The 26,171-nt window shown below is 60.4% G+C and carries 23 protein-coding genes; 8 read left to right on the top strand and 15 right to left on the bottom strand.

The genetic code is table 11. From position 1 onward, the window contains the following. Positions 1-71: 71 nt before the first annotated feature. Positions 72-536, top strand: coding sequence for a tRNA (cytidine(34)-2'-O)-methyltransferase (locus tag AC2D8U_RS17100; RefSeq protein ID WP_484620286.1), 465 nt, complete (start codon positions 72-74; stop codon positions 534-536). Positions 537-586: 50 nt separating this feature from the next. Continuing rightward, positions 587-1,114, top strand: coding sequence for a DUF2058 domain-containing protein (locus AC2D8U_RS17095; protein ID WP_484620285.1), 528 nt, complete (start codon positions 587-589; stop codon positions 1,112-1,114). 239 nt (positions 1,115-1,353) lie between these two features. Here AC2D8U_RS17095 and AC2D8U_RS17090 read toward each other — a convergent pair whose 3' ends face one another. From AC2D8U_RS17090 to AC2D8U_RS17080, 3 genes are all read right to left on the bottom strand, one after another. Continuing rightward, positions 1,354-1,752 (bottom strand): YbaY family lipoprotein, encoded by a 399-nt coding sequence (locus AC2D8U_RS17090; protein WP_484620284.1) that lies wholly within the window; start codon positions 1,750-1,752, stop codon positions 1,354-1,356. Positions 1,753-1,833: 81 nt separating this feature from the next. After that, positions 1,834-3,606 carry an aryl-sulfate sulfotransferase gene (locus tag AC2D8U_RS17085; RefSeq protein WP_484620283.1) on the bottom strand — a complete coding sequence of 591 codons (1,773 nt, stop codon included), beginning with the start codon at positions 3,604-3,606 and terminating at the stop codon, positions 1,834-1,836. Positions 3,607-3,926: 320 nt separating this feature from the next. Beyond that, positions 3,927-4,619 (bottom strand): DUF2461 domain-containing protein, encoded by a 693-nt coding sequence (locus tag AC2D8U_RS17080; RefSeq protein ID WP_484620282.1) that lies wholly within the window; start codon positions 4,617-4,619, stop codon positions 3,927-3,929. Positions 4,620-4,780: 161 nt separating this feature from the next. Here AC2D8U_RS17080 and fusA point away from each other — a divergent pair, with 161 nt between their 5' ends. The 3 genes from fusA to AC2D8U_RS17065 all read left to right on the top strand — a co-directional run bounded on the left by fusA (position 4,781) and on the right by AC2D8U_RS17065 (position 9,075). Continuing rightward, entirely contained in the window at positions 4,781-6,811 is a 2,031-nt protein-coding gene (fusA, locus tag AC2D8U_RS17075) for an elongation factor G (protein ID WP_484620281.1), read from the top strand. A 100-nt stretch (positions 6,812-6,911) separates the two neighbouring features. After that, complete coding sequence (locus tag AC2D8U_RS17070) at positions 6,912-7,985, top strand: P1 family peptidase (protein ID WP_484620280.1); 1,074 nt, start codon at positions 6,912-6,914, stop codon at positions 7,983-7,985. Between the two features lie 88 nt (positions 7,986-8,073). Further along, a complete protein-coding gene (locus tag AC2D8U_RS17065) occupies positions 8,074-9,075 on the top strand; it encodes a D-alanine--D-alanine ligase (RefSeq protein WP_484620279.1) in 1,002 nt (333 codons plus the stop codon). 59 nt (positions 9,076-9,134) lie between these two features. Here the strand turns inward: AC2D8U_RS17065 and AC2D8U_RS17060 are convergent, their stop codons facing one another. The 11 genes from AC2D8U_RS17060 to prlC all read right to left on the bottom strand — a co-directional run bounded on the left by AC2D8U_RS17060 (position 9,135) and on the right by prlC (position 21,112). Next, complete coding sequence (locus AC2D8U_RS17060; protein ID WP_484620278.1) at positions 9,135-9,473, bottom strand: YajD family HNH nuclease; 339 nt, start codon at positions 9,471-9,473, stop codon at positions 9,135-9,137. Between the two features lie 129 nt (positions 9,474-9,602). Next, a complete protein-coding gene (locus tag AC2D8U_RS17055) occupies positions 9,603-10,163 on the bottom strand; it encodes an NnrU family protein (RefSeq protein ID WP_484620277.1) in 561 nt (186 codons plus the stop codon). Positions 10,164-10,205: 42 nt separating this feature from the next. Further along, entirely contained in the window at positions 10,206-11,645 is a 1,440-nt protein-coding gene (locus AC2D8U_RS17050) for a M16 family metallopeptidase (protein WP_484620276.1), read from the bottom strand. Continuing rightward, positions 11,645-12,967, bottom strand: coding sequence for a M16 family metallopeptidase (locus tag AC2D8U_RS17045; RefSeq protein ID WP_484620275.1), 1,323 nt, complete (start codon positions 12,965-12,967; stop codon positions 11,645-11,647). Before AC2D8U_RS17045 ends, AC2D8U_RS17050 begins: the two co-directional genes overlap by 1 nt. Before the next feature lie 103 nt (positions 12,968-13,070). After that, on the bottom strand, positions 13,071-14,489 hold the full coding sequence (locus AC2D8U_RS17040) for a DUF4145 domain-containing protein (protein ID WP_484620274.1): 1,419 nt from the start codon (positions 14,487-14,489) through the stop codon (positions 13,071-13,073). Continuing rightward, complete coding sequence (locus tag AC2D8U_RS17035) at positions 14,486-15,862, bottom strand: MFS transporter (protein WP_484620273.1); 1,377 nt, start codon at positions 15,860-15,862, stop codon at positions 14,486-14,488. Before AC2D8U_RS17035 ends, AC2D8U_RS17040 begins: the two co-directional genes overlap by 4 nt. 54 nt (positions 15,863-15,916) lie before the next feature. Further along, a complete protein-coding gene (gene ftnA, locus AC2D8U_RS17030; RefSeq protein WP_484620272.1) occupies positions 15,917-16,441 on the bottom strand; it encodes a non-heme ferritin in 525 nt (174 codons plus the stop codon). An 89-nt stretch (positions 16,442-16,530) separates the two neighbouring features. Then, positions 16,531-16,965, bottom strand: coding sequence for a GNAT family N-acetyltransferase (locus tag AC2D8U_RS17025; protein WP_484620271.1), 435 nt, complete (start codon positions 16,963-16,965; stop codon positions 16,531-16,533). Then, positions 16,962-17,720 carry a class I SAM-dependent methyltransferase gene (locus AC2D8U_RS17020; protein WP_484620270.1) on the bottom strand — a complete coding sequence of 253 codons (759 nt, stop codon included), beginning with the start codon at positions 17,718-17,720 and terminating at the stop codon, positions 16,962-16,964. The genes AC2D8U_RS17025 and AC2D8U_RS17020 overlap by 4 nt, the downstream gene beginning before the upstream one ends. 102 nt (positions 17,721-17,822) lie before the next feature. Next, positions 17,823-18,539, bottom strand: a complete 717-nt coding sequence (locus tag AC2D8U_RS17015; RefSeq protein ID WP_484620269.1) for a TetR/AcrR family transcriptional regulator — start codon at positions 18,537-18,539, stop codon at positions 17,823-17,825. A 533-nt stretch (positions 18,540-19,072) separates the two neighbouring features. Continuing rightward, the gene (gene prlC / locus AC2D8U_RS17010; protein ID WP_484620268.1) at positions 19,073-21,112 is read right to left on the bottom strand and encodes an oligopeptidase A; all 2,040 of its coding nucleotides are present in this window, start codon (positions 21,110-21,112) and stop codon (positions 19,073-19,075) included. A gap of 151 nt (positions 21,113-21,263) precedes the next feature. Here prlC and AC2D8U_RS17005 point away from each other — a divergent pair, with 151 nt between their 5' ends. Beyond that, positions 21,264-22,778, top strand: a complete 1,515-nt coding sequence (locus AC2D8U_RS17005; protein ID WP_484620267.1) for a glutamate synthase-related protein — start codon at positions 21,264-21,266, stop codon at positions 22,776-22,778. 20 nt (positions 22,779-22,798) lie between these two features. Here the strand turns inward: AC2D8U_RS17005 and AC2D8U_RS17000 are convergent, their stop codons facing one another. Then, complete coding sequence (locus AC2D8U_RS17000; protein WP_484620266.1) at positions 22,799-23,491, bottom strand: hypothetical protein; 693 nt, start codon at positions 23,489-23,491, stop codon at positions 22,799-22,801. 509 nt (positions 23,492-24,000) lie between these two features. Here AC2D8U_RS17000 and gorA point away from each other — a divergent pair. Further along, on the top strand, positions 24,001-25,356 hold the full coding sequence (gorA, locus tag AC2D8U_RS16995; protein ID WP_484620265.1) for a glutathione-disulfide reductase: 1,356 nt from the start codon (positions 24,001-24,003) through the stop codon (positions 25,354-25,356). Between the two features lie 480 nt (positions 25,357-25,836). Then, on the top strand, positions 25,837-26,157 hold the full coding sequence (locus AC2D8U_RS16990) for a c-type cytochrome (protein WP_484620264.1): 321 nt from the start codon (positions 25,837-25,839) through the stop codon (positions 26,155-26,157). The last annotated feature ends 14 nt before the right edge of the window (positions 26,158-26,171 follow it).

Genomic DNA, 26,171 nt, shown 5'->3' with positions numbered 1-26,171 from the left:
CCATGCCTCGCACTTGCACCCAGGCCTCAGGCACAGTAAAAGGTGCATCATCATAACGAGAGGAGCCCGGCATGTTTGAGATCGCCCTGTATGAACCTGAGATCGCCCCCAATACCGGGGCCATCATCCGGCTGTGCGCCAACAACGGCTGCCGCCTGCACCTGATCGAGCCGTTGGGGTTCGATATGGAGGAGAAGAAGCTGCGTCGGGCCGGATTGGACTATGCCGAGCTGACCACGGTGACGCGCCACGCCAGTTATGACACCTTCCTCGAGGCCATGGCCGGACGCCGGATCTTTGCCCTGACCACCAAGGGCAGTCGCCCCCACACCGAGCCCGAATACCAGGCCGGTGACGTGCTGATGTTCGGCCCGGAAAGCCGGGGCCTACCCGCCGAGGTGCGTGAAACCATTCCGGGTGAGCAAAGGATCCGCATTCCCATGCTGGAGGGGGCCCGCAGCCTTAACCTGGCCAATGCCGTCTCCATCGTCAGCTACGAAGCCTGGCGTCAGCATCACTTTGCCGGCGCGCTCTGATACACTGGATCCGCTAGCCGTCCACCGCGTAGAACCGTGAGAACCGTACCATGTCACTGCAAGATCAACTGATGAAGGCCGGGCTTGTCAGCAAGCACGATGCCAAGAAGGCCAACAAGGCCAAGCACCGGGCCCTGAAGTCCGGCAAAAAATTTGTCAACGAAGCCAAAGATCTGGCCGCGCAGAAGAAGCAAGAGCAGGCCGAGAAGGATCGCCAGCTCAATGCCCAGCGCAAGGCCGAAGCCGATCACAAAGCGCTGCTGGCCCAGATCCGCCAACTGATCACCGTCAACAGCCAAAAGCGTGACCGCGGTGAGATCTCCTACAACTTCTCCGACGGCGGCAAGATCACCAAGATCTTCGTCACCGAGGCGTTGCAGCAGGGTCTGATCAATGGCCAACTGGCCATCGCCAAGCTGGATGAGAGCTACCACCTGATCCCCACCGGCATCGCCGAAAAGGTGGCCCAGCGTGACGACAGCTTTATCGTCCTGATCAATGACCGCGCCAGCGAGCAGGAAGTGGATGAAGAGGATCCCTACGCCGACTACCAGATCCCAGACGATCTGATGTGGTGATCCGGCTAGCGCCGAAGTGGTTAGCACTCAGCCGCTAGCCGTTAGCAAAAGCCCGGGCCCCTCAACATTGAGGAGTGCTCGGGCTTTTTCTTTGTTTTAACGCTCCTGCTCACTCTTAGACAATGAGCCCGGCCACCCTCGCTCTTGTCACAAGAGGTTCCTGGACTTGTTGTTTGTAAAGCTACTGAGATTGGGGCGTCCCGCCTCTAATGGCTAATCGCTAACGACTAACGGCTGCTCTATTGTCCCACCCCCTCCAGCAGGATGCGATTGTCCCCCTCAAACGGGTTCTCATGGGAGGTGCTGATAAAGCGCAGCTTACCCCCCTCCTCGATCCGTACTCCCAGGGAATAGGTCATACGGGGATCGATGCGCGCCGGATCATAGTGCAAGGCGAAGACAAAGGGCGGCGGCCCCTGCACCTCCAGGGTCTCACTGACGATCACCTCCGCCGCCACATCCTGCTTGGACACGTCCGCCAGGGTCACCGTCATTCGACTGCCGGGTGCCAACAACACCCGCTCCCGGTAGAAGGCCTCGCCACTGACCGTGGCCAGGACGGCGTCCTCCTCGGGCAGTGGCTCTGGCCCACAGGCGGTCAGCAGACCCGCCGCCAATACCATTAGGATCCGTTTCATCCTGTCTCCTTCTGTGGCGTTATGCGTTAAGGCTAGCGGCCCGCGTACCAAAGAGCCACACCTCTCTGGTCGTCGGTTCACTCACTGGAACAGCTGCTCGGGACGGATCAACAAGGCCCGGTAATGGGGCGAACCTGTCTTATCGGAGATCACGTCGATCTCCACCTTAACGTTCTTGGTATCGTAATCGATCTCGTTGATCTTACCGGTAATATTACCGCCCTCAAACAGACCGATGGATCCCCCGAAACCGAACATGGTGTTGCGATCCCCCTGATACTCGGTTACTGAGGTAATGGGGCTAAACCAGTCATAACCCCGCTCCTTGCCGTACTCCCAGAGTTGCTGCACCGTGCCCTTGGCCTCGTCGATCTTGTACTCCACGAAGCGGCTGTACCGGTCCTTATAGAAAAACGGTTGGGACAGGTGACGACCATCGCCATTATCGAACACCGTCAGGGTACCCTTGCTGCTCAACCAGGCCGTATGCTGGGTGTAGCTGAAATCAAAGTCCCCCTCGCACTCGCCCTTCTCGCTGCAGGCGATCGCCCTGCCCTTGGCATCCACAGGCTTGAGCAGCTTGGAAGCCAGCTCGCCCCGCCAGCCCTGGCTGGGTCCGAGGATCCACTTCACGGCTTTATCCCGGCCGATCTTGATGGCGCTGGCCTGATGGCGCGGTGAGATAATGATGCTGTCGTCACTGGGATCGTAAGCGATGGAGTTCACATGGGCCCAGTTGCGTCCGGCCCCCACCCCAAGGGCATCGCCAAAGGGGGCATCCGGCTCCAGGATCACCTCCTGCCCTTCGGCATCCACATTGCGGCTGATGCACACCGCTGACGCATCCAGGGCGAGGATCAGATCGTCCCGCAAGGGATCCAGGATCTCCGGCAAGGCCCAGACATCCAGCAGGTTGCCGCTCTTATCGACTTCGATAATATGGTCCCGCACCGTATGGACCCGCTGGCCATCTTCGCGCAGGTAGTTACGCTTGGCCACCCGCAGCAGGACCGTTCCCTGGGGGGTTTCCACCGATTCGTGGGAGGCATCCATAAAGCCGCGAGGCAGCTTCTGATCCAGGGCAATGCGCCCCAGCATATCCATCTCGTACCAGTGCTGTCCCTGGACAAAGGTGTAGCTGCCGGTGGCCGTCGGGTTGAGGCCCATCAAGTAGCCCCGACGGTTGACGTCGACGTCTTTGCCGTCATACACCGCGGCCTGATCCAGCCACCAGCGGACCTCCCCCTGGGTATCGATCAGGTAGAGCATGGGCACCGCATCGAACGGCAAGGATCCCCCCGCCGGATTGGCATCCATCAGGCCATCGCTGGCCCCCTTGTTGCCCGTCCAGTGCAGATCGGAGCCCTGGGGCAGCAGAGTATGGCTGTTGATCAGATAGAGGCGATCCTCAAAGCCCGGCGCCACAGTCTTGACCTCGACCTGCTGCATCTCGGAGGTCGAGCGATTGTCCATATAGCGATTGCTGATGGAGCCGGTGCGCACCTCATACTGTTCGGTCACCGCCTCTCCCGCCAACTGGTAGCTGACGGTCACCCGGTTCAAATGGTTGGAATACAGGCCAAACAGGGGAATGCCATCATGGGTGAGCAAACTGCTCGAACCCACAGGGTACTCGATGCTGACACCCTCCTCACCTTTGCCCTGCACCACCACCTGAACATCACTGATCTGTCGGCCCGCCAGCTCGATCACCGCCGTCAACGGGGCATTGCCGTAGGGATCCACCACTACCGCTCCCAGTTTGCCCACCGCCGGGGCGGCCGGCAGACTCACTGCCATGGCGCTGCCCATCCATCCCAACGCCACCGAAGCCGCCACCCGTTTCATCCACATCCTATTGTTCCTTTGCTGTCTTTTGCCCTTGAGCTTATCCAGATAGGACCCTCCGGTTCGCCAATCGTGCCCCGGGAAACCGGGGAAAATGCAAAAGTGGGAGCCAAGGCAAGACCATAATTCACATAAGGAAAAGAGTTTTTCTCCGGAAAGCGGCTCTAACGTCAGCTCCATATTTATCGGGCAGCGGTGGAGGCGCAATGATGTGGGGCCCTTAGAGCCGAGGTGTTGGGTCCTGGGTCCTGGGTTCTAAGGGCGCAGAGACCAAAACCGGAGAGCACTCAACGTGCGTCCGGGAGCGCACAATTCGGAACGAGTATTTAACAGGGCAACTTCAGTGCCTGACAGAGAAAACGCATAAAGGGATCGGCGCCCTGGTAGGCTTCTTCCATCACATCAAGCAGCCCCTCACCCAGCACCTGTTCATCGGTCAAAGGCATTACCCCGATGAAATCCTTGCGCCTGAGATCCTCCAGCATGGGGTTCTCCTTGTCATAGCCCTTGGGGGGACGGATCAAACTGTCTCCCTGCAGTGCGAAACGGCTGCAGAACTCGCCATCATCCCGGGCTGCCAGCCAGCGGAGACTGGACCTATCAATCGCTTCCCGAATCGCCGCCAGCGCCTTGGGATCGGGATGCCAGATCCCCACCCCGATAAAGCAATTTGCCGGCTCGATATGCAGGTAGTAACCGGGGGCATGGACATCCTTGCCCAGATCATGGCGAAACTGGATCCCCACATTGGTCTTGATCGGCGACTTGTCCTTGGAGAAACGAGTATCCCGGTAGGGTCGCATCAGACTGCCGCCGACTTTCTTCGCCTCCGCACGAAAGCGGGGGGCAAACTGTGCCAGGCGAGGCGCAAAGCTTTGGATCAGATCCAGGGCGGGCCTTCGTACCTCCTGTTCATAGCGCTCCTTATTGGCGGCAAACCACACCCGTTCATTATGACTGGCCAGCTCGGTCAGGAAAGCCAAGCTGGTCGGGGAGAAATATCCCATTGATGAACCCATCTCTTCCTCCTCGTTCGTCGTTCTCTGTCTATTCTGGATCTTCGATACCGGATGACTTCCACCATCGCCAACACAGCAAGAACTGATCCCGGTCAAGTCGTTACCCGCCAGCCCCCCCTATAGTCGACAGGGACGGGACTTGTTGATCCAAGGAGGCCAGTATGCCCGCTCAACACACAACACAGATCAGGAACGTCGCCCTGCTCGGTCACACCGGCAGTGGCAAATCCAGTCTAATCGAAGCCCTGCTCTACCAGGCCGAAGCGATACGCCACCGTGGCAGGGTGGACAACGGCACTAACCATGCCGACTTCACCCCGCAAGAGATCCAGCACCACCACAGTTTAGAAGCCTCATTCCTCTCCCTCGACCACCACGACCACCATATCAACCTTATCGACACCCCCGGAATACCCGACTTTTTTGGCCGTGCCCAGATGGTACTGCCCGCGGTAGAGAGTGTCCTGCTGGTGATCAATGCCGGACGGGGGATCGAACAGATCACCCAACGAGCCTTCGAGGATGCCCGCCGCCAGGGTCGCTCGATCCTAATAGTGATCAACCACATCGATGGTAACGAAGCGCTATTGGCTGGCGTGCTGGATCAGATCCAGGTGCAGTTCGGTCATGGATGCCTGCCTCTGAACCTGCCCTCCGCCGACGGCAAAGCCGTGGTCGATTGCTATTTTAAGCCCGATGAAGCGACACCGACCCTGTTTGGTGACGTCAAGAGCAGCCACGATGAACTGATCGACATCGTTGTCGAGCAGGATGAAGCCCTGATGGAGTTGTTCCTGGAACAGGACGAATCTATCGAGCCCGAACAACTGCATGCACCGCTGGAGCAGGCCCTGCGTCAGGGCGAGTTGGTGCCCGTCTGCTTTGCCAGCGCCGAACAGGATATCGGCATCGACCACCTGCTGGAGGTGCTGTGTCAGGTGATGCCGAACCCCACAGAGGCCAACCCTCCTCAATTCGTCAATGGTTTCGGTGATGATGCCAAGCCTGTCGCGATCGGCTCAGAGCCCGATGCCCACCTGCTGGCCCATGTGTTCCGCGTCGCCATCGATCCCTTTATTGGTCGGCTCGGCGTGTTCCGCATCCATCAGGGTCGCATGTTCACCGGGCAAAAGCTGTTTATCGGCGCCGAGCGCAAGCCGGTCAAGGTGAGCCATCTGCTCAAGCTGCAGGGTAAGAAACAGCTGGAGATCCACGAAGCCCTGCCCGGCGATATCGTTGCCCTGGCCAAGCTCGACGGCCTGGAAGTGGGCGCGATCCTGCATGACAATCATGAAGAAGATCACTTCCACATGATTGAACCGACCCTGCCCCAGCCACTGTTTGGCCTGGCCGTTCGGCCGAAGAAGCGGGGTGACGAGCAGAAGCTGGCCGAGGTCCTTCACAAGCTGGTGGCCGAGGATCCCAGCCTGCATATTCACCATGCCAGCGAAGAGAATCAGACCGTACTGCAGGGGCTGGGGGACATGCATGTGCAGATCGCCCTGGAGAAGGCTCAGAAGGTGTTTAACCTGGATATGGACACCCAGAAACCCGCCGTGGCCTACCGGGAGACCATCAGTAGCCAGGGGCGGTTCCGCTATCGCCACAAGAAGCAGACTGGAGGAGCCGGCCAGTTTGGCGAAGTGGAGCTGATGGTAGAGGCCCTTCCCCGGGACAGTGGCTTCGAGTTTGCCTCCAAGGTGGTGGGCGGCGCGATCCCCAGCCAATTTATTCCCGCCGTGGAAAAAGGCGTGCGCGAGGCGATGAACGAGGGCGTCCTGGCGGGCTTCCCGATGCAGGACATTCGAGTGACCGTCCTCGATGGCAAGCACCATCCGGTGGACTCCAAGGAGATCGCCTTCCATATGGCGGGGAAAAAAGCCTTCCTGGAAGCGGTTCAACTGGCCGTCCCGGTGATTCTCGAACCCATCGTCGACATGCATGTCCAGGTCAGTCAGGACAAGGTCGGCGACATCACCGGCGATCTCAGCTCACTACGCGCCATGGTGTGCGGTACCTCAGCCCTGGCGAATCAACAGGTGGAGATCAGTGCCGAAGCTCCCTTGGCGGCCCTGGATGACTACGCCACTCGCCTCAAGGCGATCACCGGTGGTGAAGGCCAGCTGAGCATGGCGTTTTCCCGCTATGACGTGGTGCCAGAGCGGGTCCAGCAGGAGCTGAGCCGCCAATAGCGCTTCACCCCAGCGTCGAGGGGCACATCTGTGCCCCTCGCTTGTCCTTGGCCTCTGCTGCCACTAGGCTTTGGCCACCATATTTCTCCCAGCGAACACCATGAAACCACTCACCTCCAAGTTTGAGCGACTCACCCTGCGACGGCTTCTACTGCCAGCCTTGCTGGCGTGCATCCTCCAACCCGTCTGGGCGGCCGATGCTCTGTTCAAGATCCAGGGGCTGAAGCTCGGGCAGATCAGCGACGCCGAAGGACTCACAGGGATCACCCTGCTGCGTTTCGACGCCGGCGCCGTTGCCTCGGTCGATGTGCGCGGAGCTGCTCCGGGCACTCGAGAGACCGATCTGCTCAAGCCGGAAAACCTGGTCGATCGGGTGCACGCCATTGTCCTGTCCGGCGGCAGCGCCTTTGGCCTGGATGCCATGAGCGGTGTCGCCCATCAGCTGGAGCAGGAAGGGATAGGGTTCGACACCGGCGTCGCCCGGGTGCCCATCGTTACCGGTGCCGTGCTGTTCGACCTCGCGCTGGGGGATCCCAAGTCCCGCCCCGACTTCGCCATGGGGGCCGCCGCGGCTCGGGCCGCCAATCGCCGCCAAGCAGAACAGGGCAATGTCGGCGCTGGCACCGGTGCCAGCGTCGGCAAGATCCGCGGCATGACACACGCCACCAAGAGTGGACTGGGGATCGAGACCCTGGAGCTGGATAATGGCCTGGTGGTGGCCGCCATCGTCGCGGTGAACGCCTGGGGAGACATCTTTGATCGCCAGGGGCAACAGATCGCTGGCACCCGTAACGACGCGGGCGATGCCCTGGTCAATGGTACCGAGTTGATCCGCCAGGGCGCGGCCGCCAGTGGCTTTGTCGGTCGCAACACCACCATCGGGGCCATCATCACCAACGCGACCCTAACCAAGTCTGAGGCACTCAAGATCGCCCAGATGGCCCATGACGGCTATGGCCGCGCCATTCGCCCCGTCCATACCCTTAATGATGGCGACGCCATCTTCGCCGCAGGTACGGGGGAGATAGGGTCGGTCAATATCAACACCCTGGGGGTACTGGCTGCCGAGGTGATGGAGACCGCCATCCACAATGCGATCTGGCAGGCCCGCAGTGCCGGTGGCCTGCCTGCGGCCAGTGATCTGCAACCGCCGGACTACCCCCTCACCAACTGACGACGCGGGCAAAACTGGCTAATGGGGATGTTTCACACCACCAGATAGGCCAAACTAGGCGCAATTCATTGAACAGAAAGACCCTATCGTGAAGCAACATCATGTCGCCCTCTTATGTGGCGGTGGCGACACCGAACATCAGGTGTCCCTCGTCTCCGCCAGTTTTATCGAGCAGCTGCTCAGTCAATATCCGGATCTGCAGATCCGACGGTTTGAACTGGATCATAAAGGTCAGTACCGGGATCAAGATGGTGATCCCTATGAATTGACCCCCCAGCGCCAACTGGTCCGCACCGATGGGGCCCAGATTGCCCCCTGGCCCGTTGACGCCGTGATCCCCTGTATCCACGGTTATCCCGGCGAGACTGGCGATCTTCAATCCTGGTTTGAGTTGATCGACCTGCCCTATCTGGGCTGCGGCAGTGAAGCCAGCAAGCTGTGCATCAACAAGATCAGCAGCAAGCTGTGGTTCACCGCCCTGGGGATCCCCAACACCCCTTATGGCTTTATCACCGACCCGACCCAGGCCGAACCTGCCCACCGGATGCTGGACCAATATGGTGCCCTGTTTATCAAGGCCGCCTGTCAGGGCTCCTCGGTGGGCTGCTACAAGGTCGAGAGTCATGACGCGTTGGACCAGGCCCTGACCGATGCCCTCTCCTACGGCCCCTATGTGCTGGTGGAGCAGGCGCTGATCGCCCGCGAATTGGAACTCGCCGCCTACGAGTTCAACGGCGAGCTGGTGATCACCCCACCCGGTGAGATCCTCACTCCGAACGACGCCTTCTACAGCTACGAGGAAAAGTACGATCAGGACAGTCACACCGAGACGGCAGTGCTGGCCAGAGATCTCAGCCCCAAGCAGATCACCCAGCTGCAGGACTATGCTCGCCGCGCCTTTGTCGGCATGAACCTGCGCCACCTGTCCCGCATCGACTTTTTCCTAACCCAAGATGGTCAAATCTATCTGAACGAGATCAACACCTTCCCAGGAATGACCCCGATCTCCATGTTTCCCAAGATGCAGGCCCACCACGGCCACGATAATGGCGAGTTCTTCTATCATGCCATCAAGGACCTGCTCGGCTAGTCCCCAAAATACACAAAAGGGACCCAGATGGGTCCCTTATTGCCATGTGAGTACTGGCCTCACTTCTTGTTCATCATCGCCTTGAGATCGGCAAAGGGATTGTGGGTCGCCGCTTCGCGCTTGAGATCTTCCCCCGCCTGCACGGTACTGCCGTATTGCGCCGCCTGGGTGTATTTTTCGTGCTCGTTGTCGTGGCAAAACAGGCACAACAGTTCCCAGTTGGAGCCGTCGCTGGGGTTGTTGGTGTGATCGTGATCGATGTGGTGCACCGTCAGCTCGCGCAGATTGGAGTACTGGAACTCACGGGCACAACGGCCACACACCCAGGGAAACAGTTTCAACGCCTTGTCGCGGTATCCCTGCTCCAGGGACGCATAGTTTTTTGGAATAACGGCCATCGAATGGCTCCCATCAGTGAAGATCAAACCGGGTTGGCCGCCAACTATATCAAAGCGCCGAGATCCCGTCAGGTTCTCCCCCTCGACCTGTGGCATTCGCCGCCTGGCATCCAGCCTTCGCAGCGTGCATTACGCCAGCAAGGCGGAACCAAACAGGTGAGGATGCAACAGCAAGAGCGTGGCAAACAGGGCCAGAGTCAACAGCGCCAGCCAGGTTTCATGACGACGACCCAGTCGGCCTGGCCGCAGGCGCGGCCGTACCCCGCGGGACCACTGACGCCAGATGGCGATCAGACTGTAGAAAGCAAAGGCCCCAAACAGCAGGACATCCGCCTGACTGCCATTGGCCAGCAGGTGCGCCACCGCCCAGCAGAGGACAGCCAGGGACATGGGGTGAGCGGTCTGGCGGCTGATCGCCCCACCAAGTTGCGACAGCAGCAGGAGATAACAGGCCACCAGCATCAGCAGGGGCGCCAGGTGTCGAGACCAGAGGGGGGGAGACCAGATCTGAATGTCTGGGGCCCGGGACATGCCCAGCCCCAGCAACACCAGTCCGGCAAGGGCAATCAGGCTGAACAGGGCCCGGTAGGGCCCCTCACCCAAACGTCGCTTGAGCGACTGTGTCATCGGCGTTGCCACCAGGGTATGAGGCACAAAAAACAGCAACAGCCCCAGAGCCAATTCCGTCATTCATGCCTCCTCATCCCGGTGAACCGGGCAGGCAAGGCCGGATCAGAACGGGGATCCGGACTCGGTGATCGCCACTTCCTTTACCTGACCAAATTCCCTGGCCACCGGCCGGATCGCATCAGCTTCTCCCACCATGACAAACTGCAGTTTGTCCTTGGGGAAATGTCTGTCGATCAATGCCCGTGCCTCATCCAAGGTTAGTTCATCCACCTGGGCCTGGAAGCGATTGATCTGTTCGGCATCCATACCGTACAGGTGAAGGGTGGCCACCAGATCGTTAAGCTGCTCCCCGGTTTCAAACCGCCTTGGGTATTGCCCCTTCACATAAGCCTTGGCCGAGTCCAGGGTGGCTTGGTCCAACCCTTGTTGCCAAAGACGCTGATAGGTCTTCAGCGCCAGTGCCATCGCCTCCTGAGTGGTTTCGGTCGCGGTAAAGGTGCTGATGGCAAAACTGCCATGCTGACCCAGAGCCGCAAAGCGAGAGCGGGCTCCGTAAGTGAGTCCCGCATTGACCCGCAGTTCATCATTGAGCCAGGAAGTAAAGCGCCCCCCCAACACCGTATTGATCACCTGCAGCGGCACATAATCCGGGTGGCTGCGTGGCACACCAGCGCCGCCGATCATAAAGGTGGTCTCCCGGGCATCGGCTTTATCCACCAGCAACACCCGGGCCGACTCCGGTGCCATCAAGGGGGCCGTCAGATCCGGCGGCGTCGGGGTATCACCATCACGCCAGGCACCGAAGTGCCGTTCCACCAGGGCCAGCACTTCGTCGCGATCAAAGTCGCCACTTAAGATCAAGGCGCTGTTGCGCGGCTGATACCAGCTGCCATGGAACATTTTGAGATCAAAGGGATCCATCACCGCGATGCTGTCCGCCTCGCCGACACTGATGTTGGCATAGGGGTGTGCCCCGTAGATCAGGCTGTCAAAATAATGCCCTACCACCTGACGTGGACTCTCCTGCTGTCGGGCCAGCATCGCCAGATAGCGATCCCGGGCCTTCTCCACCTCGTCGACGGGAAATGCCGGGTGGATCAACACGTCTGCCATCAAGGGGAGCATGGCCGCCAGATCCTTACGCATAAACTTGGCACTGAGCTGAGTGCCTTCTTTGCCCGCCTGGGCATGGATCCTGGCCCCCAGACTTTCCACCTGCTGTTCCAGGGTGGCTTTGCTCATGCCTTCGGTACCGAGCAGCAACCCCTCGGCAGTCATTGCCGCCATGCCGGGCTCACTGTCGTTCACCGCCCCGGCCCGAACCAGGGCCGTAACACTGATCAGAGGCACCTTATCATTGGGTACCAGGTAGAGGGTCAATCCGTTATCCAGGACTAACCGCTCATAGGTTGGCAACCGGAAGGTCGGCCCCCCCTGGGCTGGCTGAGGGGCAACGAAAGAGGGTGCGTCGGCCTGTAGGTTCGACCCGGCCGCACATCCGCCCAGGGCTACGGCGGCACACAGTGTCATCACTTTTTTCATCAGTCCCGGTCCTCCTCGGCGGCCAGCACACCGACGGTACGCTGAGACTTGATCAGATAGGTTTGCGCCACCCGCTGAATGTCGGCGGCGGTGACCGCACGGTAAGCATCCGGGGTACGGTATAGCTGACGATAATCGCCAAAGAAGATCTCATACTGACCCAGGCCGTCGGACAGGCCGTTAAGGGTCTCCTGGGATTCGTAGAACGCCATCAACTTACGGTTCTTCACTCGTTCCAGTTCCTCCTCGGTTACCGGCGCCCTGGCCAGCTTATTAATCTCGCTGATCATGGCGGCTTCCAGGTTACCGATATCGGCCTCAGGCGAAGCAATGGCATAGAGGTAGAGCAGGTTGGGATCCAGGCTCATGGGCAGATAGCCATCCACCGCCACCGCCAGCTGCATCTCATCCACCAGGGTTCGGCTCAGCCGGGCCCTGTTGCCATCGATCAACAGGGCCAGGGCCAGATCCAGTGCATAGTAGTCACCGGCGTCCGTGGCTGGCACCTTGTAAGCCAGCATCAGGTTGGGGCTGGACACCGAGGGCTTCTCCACATAGACCCGGCGTTCACCGGTCTGCACGGGTTCAACGGTACGCACAGAAGCCGGGGGAGATTGGGCCGGGATCGGGCCAAAGTACTGCTCGGCGTAGGCCTTAACCTGATCAAACACCACGGCGCCACTGATCACCACTACGGCATTATTGGGGGCATAGTAGGTACGGTGAAACTCGGTGAGATCCTCCAAAGTCCAGGCCTGAATGTCGGAGGCATGGCCGATCACCGGCCAGCTATAGGGGTGAGCTCGAAAAGCGCTGCCCTTCACCTCTTCGGACAGCATACGCCAGTTGGAATTCTCCAGTCCGGTGCGTCGCTCCGAGTCCACCACCCCACGCTCGCTCTCAACGATCTCGGGGGCAATGTTGAGGTGGGCGATGCGGTCCGCTTCCAAGCTGAAGATCACCTCCAATGCCGTAGCGGGAAAAAAGTCGGTATAAACGGTCAGATCTTCCGTGGTGTAGGCGTTGTTGGCACCGCCCGCCGCTTCCATGGTGCGATCGAACATCTTGGGCCCATAATGCTTGGAACCATTGAACATCATGTGTTCGAAGAAGTGGGCCAATCCGGTGATCCCCGGGACTTCATTGCGTGAGCCTACCTTCCAGAACAGATACATGTTGGCATTGGGCAGGGTGTCGTCCTCCACCACCATCACCTTCATGCCGTTATCCAGGGTAAAGCTCTGGACCGGATCAACACTGGTGGCCTGCGCCCCAAATGCCAGCGCCAGACCCACTCCGGCCACCGCGGTTCGGATCCCCATCTTATTCTCCCGTTAGTGTTTTATTTCCATAATTCAAAAGCGTATATAACACGCCTTTTCTTAAACTCGGACCCGCACGAATGCCGATAGTTGCATCTCGGCGTTACCGAAGGGGGTGTCCCTGGGGATCGAAAGCGGCGCGCAAACTCGGCGTCACCTCTTGAGGATCCAGTGACAGCACAATTTCGGGAGCCATCCGCCAGATCGCCTCGGCCAACTCAGAGCCCGGAGACGCCCCCAGGTAGGCGTGGTGCAGTAGCGACAGGGCCTCATCAGGATTGGCCTGGGGGATCTCGTCATCAAACAGCGCCAGGGCCAGCTCAAACATGGCCCGGGGCAGGCGGCCATAACGGATCGCCAGCCGGTACAATTGGGCCGCCCGGGTCGGGTCGGCATCCACGCCGTCCCCATCCAGGGTACGCTGGGCGAGATCCGCCAGGGCTTCGGGGTAGTGCTGCTCGGCGGCGACCTGCAGCCAACCGATCGCCTCTTGGGGATCCGCCTCGCCCCCCTCACCGGCAAACAACATGATCGCCAGCTGATACTGGGCATGGGGGTAGCCCGCCTGCGCCCCCTGCCTGGCAAAGTGACGGGCTTGCTCGAGATCAGGCTCTCCTAACAGGCCTTGATAATGCAATACCGCCAGGTTGGCCATCGCCTCGGGGTGATCCTGCTCCGCCGCAGCGATCAGACAACTCAATGCCCGGCCGGGCTGCACCTCATAGCCCTGACTGCCGCTGAGATGAAAATACCCCAGCAGGGCCAATGCATCGGCATTGTTATCAGCCGCAGCGGCCTCGATCAGCTCCAGGGCCGCAGCCCGATCGACCGGACCGGCATAGCCATGCAGGAGGGCCACGCCGTGCTCGAAGCGCGCCCCCGGGTGCCGCTCGGCCGCCTGGGCAAACCAGTGGGCCGCCTGGGCCAGATCCTGCGCCGAGCCCTGAGTGTCCACCGCCTCACTATCGTTAGCCTGGGCAAAGGAGTGTTCCCGCTGACGCCGCATCAGCCCCCGGGATTTCAGGGAGAGTCCCACCAGATATTGGGCCTCGGCGTCGTCCTGCATCACCGCCCGGTAACACAACTCCCGACCCGCCTCGGCATCCACCGGCTCAAACTGCCAATCGGGTACCTGAGTTTGCAGCAATAGGGGGGAGAGATCGGCACAAAGACGGGCAGCATCCTTGACGCATTTGGCCGCCAGCTTCACCAGCTGCTCCGAGGTCAGCCGATATTTTTCCGGATGGGCCCCCTTGTTGCCATCATTGCGCAGCTTGTGCAGTCGGCGGGCCAGGCGCATATCGATCCGTTTGGCCTTCGCCAGCTGCTCGATACGGTCATACAGGTTCTTGCTGCGAAAGGTGATCTCCGCCTGCTCACCGAGTGCCGTGGTCAACCGGTGGGCCACGCTGCGCAGATGCACCAGGGCATAGGTGGGCACATCCAGACAGTAGCTGCGCGCCAGCTGGTAGTCGTCAAACAGGGCGCGGTCATAGCGGCGCACCAGCTCCAGATCATTCATTGAAGGGTCGCATCCGATGCGGCGTGAACATGATTGCCGAGTCTACCAGCTTGCGCTCGCCGTACCAGCCGAGCGGCCAGGATCTGCTGCCGCCGTCGATCCAGCGGGTAACGCCAGGCCAACAGCAGCATGGGCAACAACAGCAGGCAGGGCCAGATCACAAAGCCCAGCTTCAAGCCCCAAATGGCCTCTGGCGAGATCGCCCCCTTGCCGGAAAACCCCAGCCAGGCGGCCAACCCCAGGGCGATGGCACCGCCGATCCCCTGGTTAAACTTGGTGATCAGGGCCTGAAAGGCGAAGAGGATGGCGGCCCGCTCCCGACCGTTCCTCCAGCGGTCATAATCGATGATATCCGCCAGCATGGAGGGCAGGGCCAGGGAGGAGAGGCCCAGGAAGAAACCGAAGCCGGTCATGATGGCGATCATGGGCCCGAGCGACTCCGCTCCCGGCGTCAGGACCAGCACCGCCAGCAGGCAGATGATCATGCCTATTCCGGCTAACGCCCAGGCCCGGTGCTTATCGACGCGCTTGAGCAACTGCAGCCAAAGGGGCATTCCCAGGGCCATCGCCAACGTCATGGGCATGGCGATCTTAGCCACCGAATCCCCATGACCCAGATAGAAACTGGCGTAGATCACGAACAGGGAGGAGACCGCCCCGGTCGCCAGACCAAAGAGGATCTGGGTGAGCAGGAAGTAACGCAACAGGGGGACCGAGCGAAGCACCCCCAGCAGATCGGCCAGGCCAGGGCGTTCATCGCGATGCAGTGGCGGCTCCGCCACCCCGCGCCACATCAAAGCCAGTCCCAGGGGCAGGCTCAGCAGGATAAACAACGCCAGCAGTCGGAACACCTCGGGGGTAAATCCGCTCTGCCCCAGCAGCAGCATTGGGCTGGCCATAAACAGCAGTCCGCCGGCAAAGCCCAGCAGCTGACGCCACAGGACGATGCGACTGCGTTGATGGTAATCGCCGGACAGCTGGGCCGCCATGGCACTGTGGGGGATCTCCACCGCCGTCCAGCCCAGGGTGATCAACAGATACCAGCCCAGCAGGTGGCCCATGCCCGCCTGTGCCGGGGGCTGGAACAGGGGCCAAAGCCCCAACAACACCAACCCCACCCCCAGCGCCATCCAGGGTTTGCGTCGCCCGGTACGGTCCGATAACCAGCCCAACAGGGGATCCGTCAGGCCATCGAAGATCCGGGCCACCAGGGTGGCGGTGGCCAACCCGGCGGCCGTTACGGCCGTGTACTCGAGGTAGAAGGCGGGCAACATCGCCGCCGTGGGCGACATCAGCATGGAAAGGGGCAGGTTAAGCAGACCAAAGAGCAACAACTGCCCCCCGGACACACTCGGATGCTTGCTTGGGTTCATAGACGAGACGTACCGATGACGGCAGAGCCCCATCGGGCTCCACCTTTCAGGGGATCAGCCCTGGGGGGACATCACGCTCTGACCCTCCTGGGTGGCCAGTTGTGCCAGCTCCTTGTCGATCAGGTAGAGGCCCTGTCCATCGCCACCAACCAGCTCGATCTTATCGATGATCCCCTTGAACAGCTTCTCCTCCTCATGCTGCTCGGCCACGTACCACTGCAGGAAGTTAAAGGTGGAGTAATCCTGATTGGTGAAGGCCGCATGGGCCAGTTCGTTGATCTTGCGGGTCACCAGCTGCTCATGGGCATAGGTCTTGGCAAACAGATCCTGGAGATCAGCAAATTCATGATCCGGCGCCTCGATGGCACCGAGCATGGGCAGACCGCCAGCTTCCCCCACATACTGAAACAGGCGACGCATATGGCCCATCTCTTCGTCAGCGTGGGCCAGCATAAATTGGGCAGCCCCTTCGAACCCCTTGTCTTCGCACCAGGCGCTCATCTGCAGATAAAGGTTGGAGGAATAGAACTCGAGGTTGATCTGTTCGTTGAGCTTATCAACCATGGCTTGGGCTAGCATATGGGACTCCTTGTTCTGCCAATGCACTGACGCCATTGTGTCAGATCACAAAGACAAAACCCAACCAACCACAAAAAGTTAACACTTGCTCACTCTGCAACCGGCGAAACCCTGTACAGGAGCACCAGAGGTTGATGACGACGATAGGCAGTAAAAGGTCCGGCAATCGCCTCGGGCACGGGATCGTCGGCCAGATCTCTGGGACAGAAACCCAGATTGAGATAGAAGGCCGTCAACTCAGGCAGGGAGAAACACCAGAGCGGTTCCCTCCCCTCGGCCAGCACGAACTGCATCAGCCGACGAGCCTCCCCCTGCCCCCGGTATGCCTGGGCCACTCGCAGCGCCCGCACCAGCCAGTGGCCGTCCCTGGGGCTCAGGCGCACCGCCGCGACGATCCGTCCCTCCCGACGGATCACTGCCACCCGCTCATCCCTGCGCACCGACTCTTTTTGCCCCTCTTCGGCATAGAAACGACTCGCCAAAGGGGCTTGTTGGGGCGTCAGCCAGCCACACTCACAGCTCACGAGGTCATTGCTGCCTTCACATAGACATCGAAGCGGTTCTTCTTGGTGGCGATCACCATGGTCGGAGCCTGTCCTGCCAGGTCTTCGGCATAGTCAGGTCGCTTCACCACCACCCGCTTTGTCGCCAAGGCCAGGGCCGGTGCCAGCAGGCCATCGGCATCGAGATCAGCACCCACCAGATCCTGGAACACCCGCATCTCCTTTTTCACCTGGGCCGACTTGGCCCGGTGGGGGTACATGGGATCCAGGAACACCACATCCGGCTGCAGCTCGAGCTCGGCCAGGGCCTCGATGCTGTTTCCGGGGAACAGGTGCATGCGTTCACGGATCCAGGGACCGATCTCTGCATCGGCCGACGCCCGGCGCAAACCATCCTCCAGCAGCGCCGCCACCACAGGATGGCGCTCCAGCAGAGTCACCTCACACCCCAGGCTGGCCAAAACAAACGCGTCACGACCCAGTCCGGCCGTCGCATCCACGACCGAGGGGCAGGCACCGCTCTTCAAGCCAACGGCCTTGGCGATGGACTGACCACGGCCGCCACCAAATTTTCGTCGATGAGCCACCGCGCCACCGATCAGATCCACCTCGATGGCGCCCAGCTTAGGCTGGTGTCGATCATACAACCGCAACCTGCCCTGCTCGATGATCAAGCGAAACTGTGCGTCATCATCGTGCTGCAGCGCCCAGCGCCAGGCCAGATCGCTCAGGCAATCAGGGGTGTCGGTATTCGGATCGAGGTAGATGGGAAACATGGCTCTCCGGACGCGTTGGGGGGAATGAGCGGGAGAGTAGTGGAAAGGATCACAACAGACAAGGGCCAGCATGGCTGGCCCTTGTCGAGGGAGGCTAAAGGATCAGGCCGCATCCTCTGCCAGCAGTGGGCTGTCCAACTGCAGATCGCTATGGGCCAGGGCTTCTATGGCACGCTGCTGCCAACCCGCCGCAGGCGCAGGCAAACCAGCGACCTCCAAGATGGCGAGTACGCTTTCCATCATCACCAGATCGTCCCGCAAGGGTTTTGCCGGTGCCAGGGTCTGACGGGACGATTGGAACTGGAAGCCCAGCATCAATGCACGACAGCGCTCCGCCAACAGTTCAACGCCTTCGGGATCCAGGGCCAACTCACCGGCCTCGACGGCCATATTCAGCACGTCCTGCAACACAGTCGTCAGTTCATTGACCGAGCTACGCAGGGCGATCTGACGCTGGTCGGCCGCACGACGCCACAGTTCGGAATAGTTCACCAGCATTTCCAGTTGAGCCATCACCTCATCCTGGATCAACCGGGTCCGCTCGGACAGCAGCAGAACAACCACACGCTCCGCATTGGTCAGCTTCATCTCCTTGACCTGCTGGAACCAGAGCTGACGACGTCCCAGTGCCATCTGCACCAGGGCGGCCATCATATCCTCCTTGCTCAAAAAGTGACCGTACAGGGTACCAACCGAACACTCTGCGACACGGGCGACATCCGCCATACGAAAATCCAGGGCGCCTTTACTGCGGGCCGTGCTCAAGGCTGCCGCCAAGATACGTTGCTCACGCGATTTGAACAGTTCCGACTTGTTCATTTATTTTTATTCCTTTTCTTCTTTTTTTGGAACGCTGGCCAAAACCAGCCCATTACCCTCGATGCTATCAAACCAAAATCATCTTCATTCGACTGAGTTACAGATCACACAAATGGCGGAATAAATCCTTTTTGTACAATCAGTTGCGAGCATATGTGTGACCTAGCAAAAGGGAGAGGAAAGTGGAAGTCGCTAAAATCTGTTTCGTTCACAAGAGATCGCCTGACGACAACGCCTAACAACAGGATCTGTCGCTACCCGGGTTCCGGTTCTGTTGAAGACTTGAGAACCGGCTCACCGACAACCTTGAACGCGCATGGTTCGCACGAGCAAGGCCAGTTCCTGGTGACCAAACGTACAGTGTAAATGTGGCGGCAAGGAGTGGCCCCAGGCACGATCACCCCGCCCGCCAATCCATCTCCCAAGAGACACCCATCTTATCGGCAAAGAATGAAAACAGCGCCGCACCACAGAAGCACGGGCATAAAAAAGCCAGGCCCTTGGGCCTGGCGAGTCATTGCACGATGGCAGGATCAGCCAAGGATCCCACTGTGTCGCAACAGGGCATCCGTGCTGGGCTCCCGGCCACGGAACGCGGTGAACAGGGTCATCGGCTCATCGCTGCCGCCCCGCTCCAGGATCTGCTCGCGGAAGTCCGCCCCGGTCTCGGGATTGAAGATCCCCTCCTCCTCGAAGCGGGAGAAGGCATCGGCGGAGAGCACCTCGGCCCACTTGTAGCTGTAGTAGCCCGCCGCATAGCCGCCGGCGAAGATATGGCTGAAGCCATGCTGGAAACGGTTGAACTCCGGTGCCTTGACCACGGCCACCTGGCTGCGCACCTCGTCCAACATGGACTGCACATTGTCCTGCCCGGCGTACTCCAGGTGCATGCGGAAATCGAACAGGCCAAACTCCAGCTGACGCAGCATCACCATGGCGCTCTGGTAGTTCTTGGCCGCCAGCATCTTATCCAGCATCGCCTTGGGCAAGGGCTCCCCCGTCTCGAAGTGACCGGAGATCTGGGCGAGGGCCTCCTCCTCCCAGCACCAGTTCTCCAGGAACTGGCTTGGCAGCTCCACCGCGTCCCAGGGTACGCCGTTGATCCCGGCCACACCCGCAGCGTCCTCGACGGCCGTCAACATATGATGAATGCCATGGCCAAATTCGTGGAACAGGGTCACCACCTCATCATGGGTAAACAGCGCCGGCTGATCGCCCACCGGTGAGGTGAAGTTGCAGGTCAGGTAGGCCACTGGCTTCTGCAGGCTGCCATCGGCCCGCACCCGGCGGCCCTGACAGTCGTCCATCCAGGCGCCACCCCGCTTGTGCTGACGGGCATAGAGATCCAGATAGAAGCTGCCCCGCACCTCGCCATCGGCCCCGACAATATCGAAGAAACGCACACCGTCGTGCCAGCGGTCAAACTCGGCCCGCTCCGCCACGGTCACGCCAAACAGGCGCTCCACGGTGTAGAACAGCCCGGACAGCACCTTGTCCTCGGGGAAGTAGGGCTTGAGTTGCTCATCGCTGATCTCGTAGAGATCCTGCTTCTGCTTCTCGGCAAAATAGGTCACATCCCAGGCATTGAGTTCATCGTGGCCAAACTTGGCCTTGGCGTAGGCCGCCAGAGTCTTAAACTCCTCACTGCCCTGAGCCTTGGAGGCCAGGGCCAGCTCGTTGAGGAAGCTCACCACCTGATCCGGGGTTTGCGCCATCTTGGTGGCCAGGGATTTATGGGCATAAGTCTCAAAACCCAGCAACTGGGCCAGCTCGTGGCGCAGCGCCAGGATCTCACTCATCAGCGGCCCATTGTCATACTGGCCAGCATGGGGGCCCTGATCGGATGCCCGCGTGCTGAAGGCGGTGTACACCTCCTTGCGCAGCTCGGGATCATCGGCATAGGTCATCACCGCCAGATAGGAGGGAAACTCCAGGGTCAGCAGGTAACCGGACAGCTCCCGCTGCTCGGCGGCCTGCTTGGCGCCGGCCAGGGCATACTCGGGCAGCCCCTTGAGCGCGGCCACATCGCTGATCTGCTTGGTCCAGGCATTGGTGGCATCCAGCAACTGGTTGGAATATTGGCTGGACAGCTCGGACAGACGGCTGACGATCTCGCCATAGCGCTTCTGCTGGGCCTGGGGCAGGCCAATACCGGACAGCTCGAAGTCGCGCAGGGCGTTTTCGATGGTTTTCTTGCGCGGCTGGGACAGCGCGGCGAAACCTTCGCTCTCGGCCAGCTGCTTGTAGGCCTGGTATAACCCCTTGTGCTGACCCAGCCAGGTGCTGTACTCAGACAGCAGAGGCAGGCAGGCATCGTGGGCGGCGCGCAGGGCATCGCTGCTCACCACGGAGTTCATATGGCCCACTGGCGACCAGAGCTTGGACAGGGTGTCTTCCGCCTCGTCGATGGGGGTAACTAAGCTGTCCCAGGTCCAGGGACCGCCAGCCGCCAGGGTGGCCTCCACCGTCTCGCGACAGTGTTGCAACGCCTGCTCAACGGCGGGCTGAACATGTTCGGGTTTGATCTGGGAAAACGCCGGCAGGGCCTGTGGCTCGAGCAGGGGGTTGGTCATATGAGACTCCTAGGTTCCTTGGCAAAGGGCCGACGCAAGGCGCGGCATGCATATCTCAAAGGTGGGGCCCAATCGTGCGAACTTCAAGTGCCTCGAAGACGACGGGCCTGAACTAGGCTTGTGGGATCGCCCCAATGCAACAGGCTCCCTCATGGAAAAACCCAGGATCGCCGCCAACCGTCCCGCCCGAGTCTCCCTGAAAGCCGGCCAGGAGTACTGGTTCTGCCGCTGCGGCCGCTCCGCCAGCCAGCCCTTCTGCGATGGCAGCCACAAGGGGACCGGACTCACCCCGCAATCCTTTACACCGGATAAGGACGGCGAGGCCAGTCTGTGCCTGTGTAAGCAAAGCAACAATCAACCCTATTGCGATGGCAGCCACCGGGGGATCCGACCCCAGGATGTGGGCAAGGCCGCCAATATCAGTGGCGACGCCCCCCAGGCCAGCCCCACCCCGGAGGAGCCCCACGTCGCCTTCATTCATGCCCTGGCCCGGGGCGAGTTCGGTGCCCACGGCCCCATGGTGGCCATGGGGGTACCTCGAGAGCGACTGCCCAGCTGGGACGACATCCAGCTGCTGGCGGCCCAACTGGCCCACCGCCCCCTGCTGGACAATGCGCCGGTGAGCACTGAGCTGGTGATCGGCCCCCGGGCTGCCAAGCCCCTGCGTCTCTCCATGCCGCTGTTCGTTTCGGACATGAGTTTTGGCGCCCTCTCCTCGGAAGCCAAGATCGCCCTGGCCAAGGGGGCCGAACTGGCAGGGACCGGGATCTGCTCCGGCGAAGGGGGGATGCTGTCGACCGAGCAGCAGGCCTGCAGCCACTACTTCTATGAGCTGGCCAGTGCCAAATTCGGTTTTTCTGAAGACAAGCTGCAGCGGGTTCAGGCACTGCACTTCAAGGCGGGCCAGGCGGCCAAGACCGGGGTGGGAGGACACCTGCCGGGCAACAAGGTGACCGAGGCGATCGCCGCCGTACGGGGCCTGGCCCCGGGTCAGGACGCCATCTCACCATCCCGCTTCCTCGATCTGATCACACCGGCAGACTTTCAACGCTGCGCCGATCGGATCCGCGAGCTAACCGGGGGGATCCCCATCGGCTTCAAGCTCTCCGCCAACCATATCGAACAGGATATTCACTTCGCCCTGCTGGCCAGCGCCGATTACCTGATCCTCGATGGCCGCGGGGGCGGCACCGGTGCCGCCCCCCAGATCCTGAGGGATAACATCAGCGTGGCGACCATTCCCGCCCTGGCCCGCGCCCGTCGCTGCCTGGATGATCAAGGAGCCGATGGCGTCACCCTGATCATCACCGGCGGCTTGCGCACCCCGGCAGACTACGTCAAAGCCCTGGCCCTGGGCGCCGACGGCATCGCCATTGCCAATGCCGCGATCCAGGCCCTGGGCTGTGTCGGCGCACGCCTATGCAACACCAACCTGTGCCCGGCGGGGATCGCCACCCAGGATCCCAAGCTGCGTGCCCGACTGGATCCCGATGAGGGAGCCGCCCGGGTTGGCCGCTTTCTTACCGGGGCCAACGAGCTGATGAAGCTGCTGGCCCGGGCCTGCGGTCACGAGCGCCTCGACCAGTTCAGTCTGGCCGATATCACCACCCTGGATCGGGAACTGGCCGCCATGGCGGGGATCCCCTACGCCGGGTTGGCGCCCTGACATTCGGCGAACCTTGTCCCTTAAAACTGCATCACCAGATGGACCCCGGCCCAGGTTTGGTGCCCTTCGATCCCCTCTTCACGCACCACCTGCCGGTGTGCCTCGGTGTGCTCCACCAGACCGACGACCCCCAGGTTTTCGCTGATCTGATAGGCCAGCTCCGCCCCGAACGCCATATGGTTCTGCCCGCTGTGATCCGGGTTGGCATAACCGTAATCCAGCCCGGCAATAACATAAGGGGTCAACGACAGACGCTCCGTCACAGCAAACTCCCGCTGGATCCCAAGCTCCAGGAAACCGCCCTCGGCTTCGGTGCTGTATACGTAATCCACGAACGGCTCAAACCATTCCAGTCCGCCATAGGCCAGCCCTGCCCCCAGTTCATTATCGGACTCACCATCCCGAAAGAACTCCAGCCGGGTATAGCTGCCATAAAGGCTCAGATCGCCCAGCTCGAAGCCGTACTCGACGCCCAGATCCAGTTCGTCATAGTCCACATCCGAGTCCGCCGCGTAACCGTAGGCGGCGCTCAGGACTAGGCCATTGTCGAAAGCCGCAGCCCCGTTGGCCCAGACGATCCCGCCCTTCTCCAGGTTATCCCGACCTTCCGAGATATATTTGCTGTCATAGCCCAGACCCAGTTCAAGATCGGCGGCAAAGGTACCCGCTCCGGTAGCACAGAATGCCAGGGCCAAAAGAGATCGCTTCATCATGTTTCGCTCACAGGTTGCTGAAATGGGCGTCAATCCGCTATTGAGAATAGATTGTATTCGCAATAGCCCGGGCCGTATTGTGACGCGGATCATGGGTCGCCACAATGCCTCCTAGAAAACACGTACCTCTGTCAGGGAGTGGGTCTTGTTAGGGTATTTCACCCACGATGTCGGCAACCTTGCATCCCACATCGACTCGCTTCACCATCACCCGAAGCCCCATGCACTACGACAGGCCGCGCCCGCCCAAGCCGTGGTAAGAGTGCCGTTGCGGTTGATCCTGAGCAACAATCGGGTCAACACAGTAAGTCATAATGAGTCCACGTTTTGCCCCAGCAATGGGCTGTCACGGGCTTAATCGATAAGGGCAATCCCTTGTTTTCGATTGAGCCAGGCCCCAGTTACAGGTACAACTTCGCCATTCCTATCTGCCACCGTATGCGTCATTCACGGCAGAACTGACGTGCGCACATCGCCCACGCATAGAGCTAATCAAAAGGATCATTTTCATGGCACAGCAATTTGACTACATCGTTCTTGGCGCCGGCTCCGGCGGGATCGCCTCCGCCAACCGCGCCGCCATGCGTGGCGCCAAGGTACTGCTGATCGAGGCTCAGCACCTGGGTGGCACCTGTGTGAACGTCGGTTGCGTGCCGAAGAAGGTGATGTGGTTTGGTGCCCAGATCGCCGAGGCCATCAAACTCTATGGGCCGGATTACGGCTTCGATACCACCCTCAATGGCTTCAGCTGGAGCAAGCTGGTCGAAAGCCGTGAAGCCTACATCGAGCGCATTCATGGCGGCTACAACCGTGGCCTGGACAGCAATGGCGTCACCCTGGTCCGTGGTTTCGGTACCTTCGTCGACAGCAAGACCGTCGAGGTCAACGGCGAGCACTTCACCGCCGACAACATCCTCATCGCCGTCGGTGGCCGCCCTACCATCCCGGCCATTCCGGGTGCCGAGCACGGCATCGACTCCAACGGCTTCTTCGCCTTGACCGAACAACCCAAACGCGTCGCCGTGGTGGGCGCCGGCTACATCGCCGTCGAACTGGCGGGTGTACTGCACAGCCTGGGCAGCGAGACCCACCTGCTGGTACGCAAACACGCACCGCTGCGTAACTTTGATCCCATGGTCACCGAGACCCTGGTGGAGCTGATGGCGCAAGAGGGCCCAACCCTGCACACCCACTCCATCCCCAAAGAGGTGGTAAAGGAAGCCGACGGCTCCCTGACCCTGCATCTGGAAAATGGCGAAAGCCTCAACGTCGACAGCCTGATCTGGGCCATCGGCCGCGAGCCGTCCACCGACAAGATCAACATCGAAGCGGCGGGCGTACAAACCAATGAGCGTGGCTTTATCCCCGTCGACGAATACCAGAACACCAATGTGCCTGGGATCTACACCGTGGGTGACATCATGGAGGGCGGCATTGAGCTGACACCTGTGGCGGTCAAAGCCGGACGCGCCCTGTCCGAGCGCCTGTTCGGCGGCCAACCCAATGCCAAGATGGATTACTCCCTGGTGCCCACCGTGGTGTTCAGCCACCCGACCATCGGCACCCTGGGGCTCACCGAGCCGCAAGCCCGCGAGCAGTATGGCGACGACAATGTGAAGGTGTACACCTCCTCCTTTGCCGCCATGTACACCGCGGTCACCGCCCACCGCCAGGCCACCAAGATGAAGCTGGTGTGCGCCGGGCCGGAGGAGAAGATCGTCGGCCTGCACGGCATCGGCCTGGGCATGGATGAGATCCTCCAGGGCTTCGCCGTGGCGGTGAAGATGGGCGCCACCAAGGCCGACTTCGACGCCACCGTTGCCCTGCATCCGACCAGCGCCGAAGAGTTTGTTACCATGAGGTAAGCGGGCTTTCGCCTCGGAGAAAGGGACGGTTTTTACCGTCCCTTTCTCGTTTCTTCTACCTGACTGACAACCGTCAATCATGCTTCAAATCACATTTCAATGACTCTGACCCCTTGAACGCTTCACAGCCAGCAGGCTCGCTCGGCCTATCAGTTCTAGCTCAGCTAACCGACGACTCCCTACCTGATCCCCCCTTTCAATCCAATCATCCCGATCCCCCTCGCATCCAAAACCCGACCGCGATCACAAATTCGCAACACAACCTTCCTCGCAAAGCCCAGACGCCCAGCGAAAAGCAAGCCAAGTCGCTGTTTATATTAACAAAAGCCAGTTGTTAACGGACTGTTTGATCAATATCAATCATCTCTTATTTAGCTCGCCCTAATGGATGACATGCTAAATAAGTGTCCCCTAATCTAAAGGTGAGGAAAAAATATTGAAGTGCTCTTTTGGCACTTCGCCCATCACTCAAAGGGGGACGTGATGAAAACCTTAGCCAAAACCACCCTGGCTGTTGCACTGGTGGCCTTCGCCACCGGCGCCTTGGCCGTCGACGGCGGCAACCCGAAAAAGGGTCGCCATCTCTACAAGAAACACTGCAAAGCCTGCCACAGCGAAGCGACCATGGAACTCACGCCCATGTCCAAGACCATGGCCCAGTGGGACCGCTTCTTTCAGCGCGATCAGCACAAGAAGCAACCCGAGGTGTTCGAACAGTTGAACGACAAGGTTCTGCTCGACATCAACCAGTTTCTCTATGACCACGCGGCCGATTCCGATCAGCCTGCCACCTGTGGTTAGACCCTGATCTGGAC

It is taken from the genome of Ferrimonas sp. YIN67 (assembly GCF_057219095.1).
This window is presented reverse-complemented; position numbering and strand designations above follow the sequence as displayed.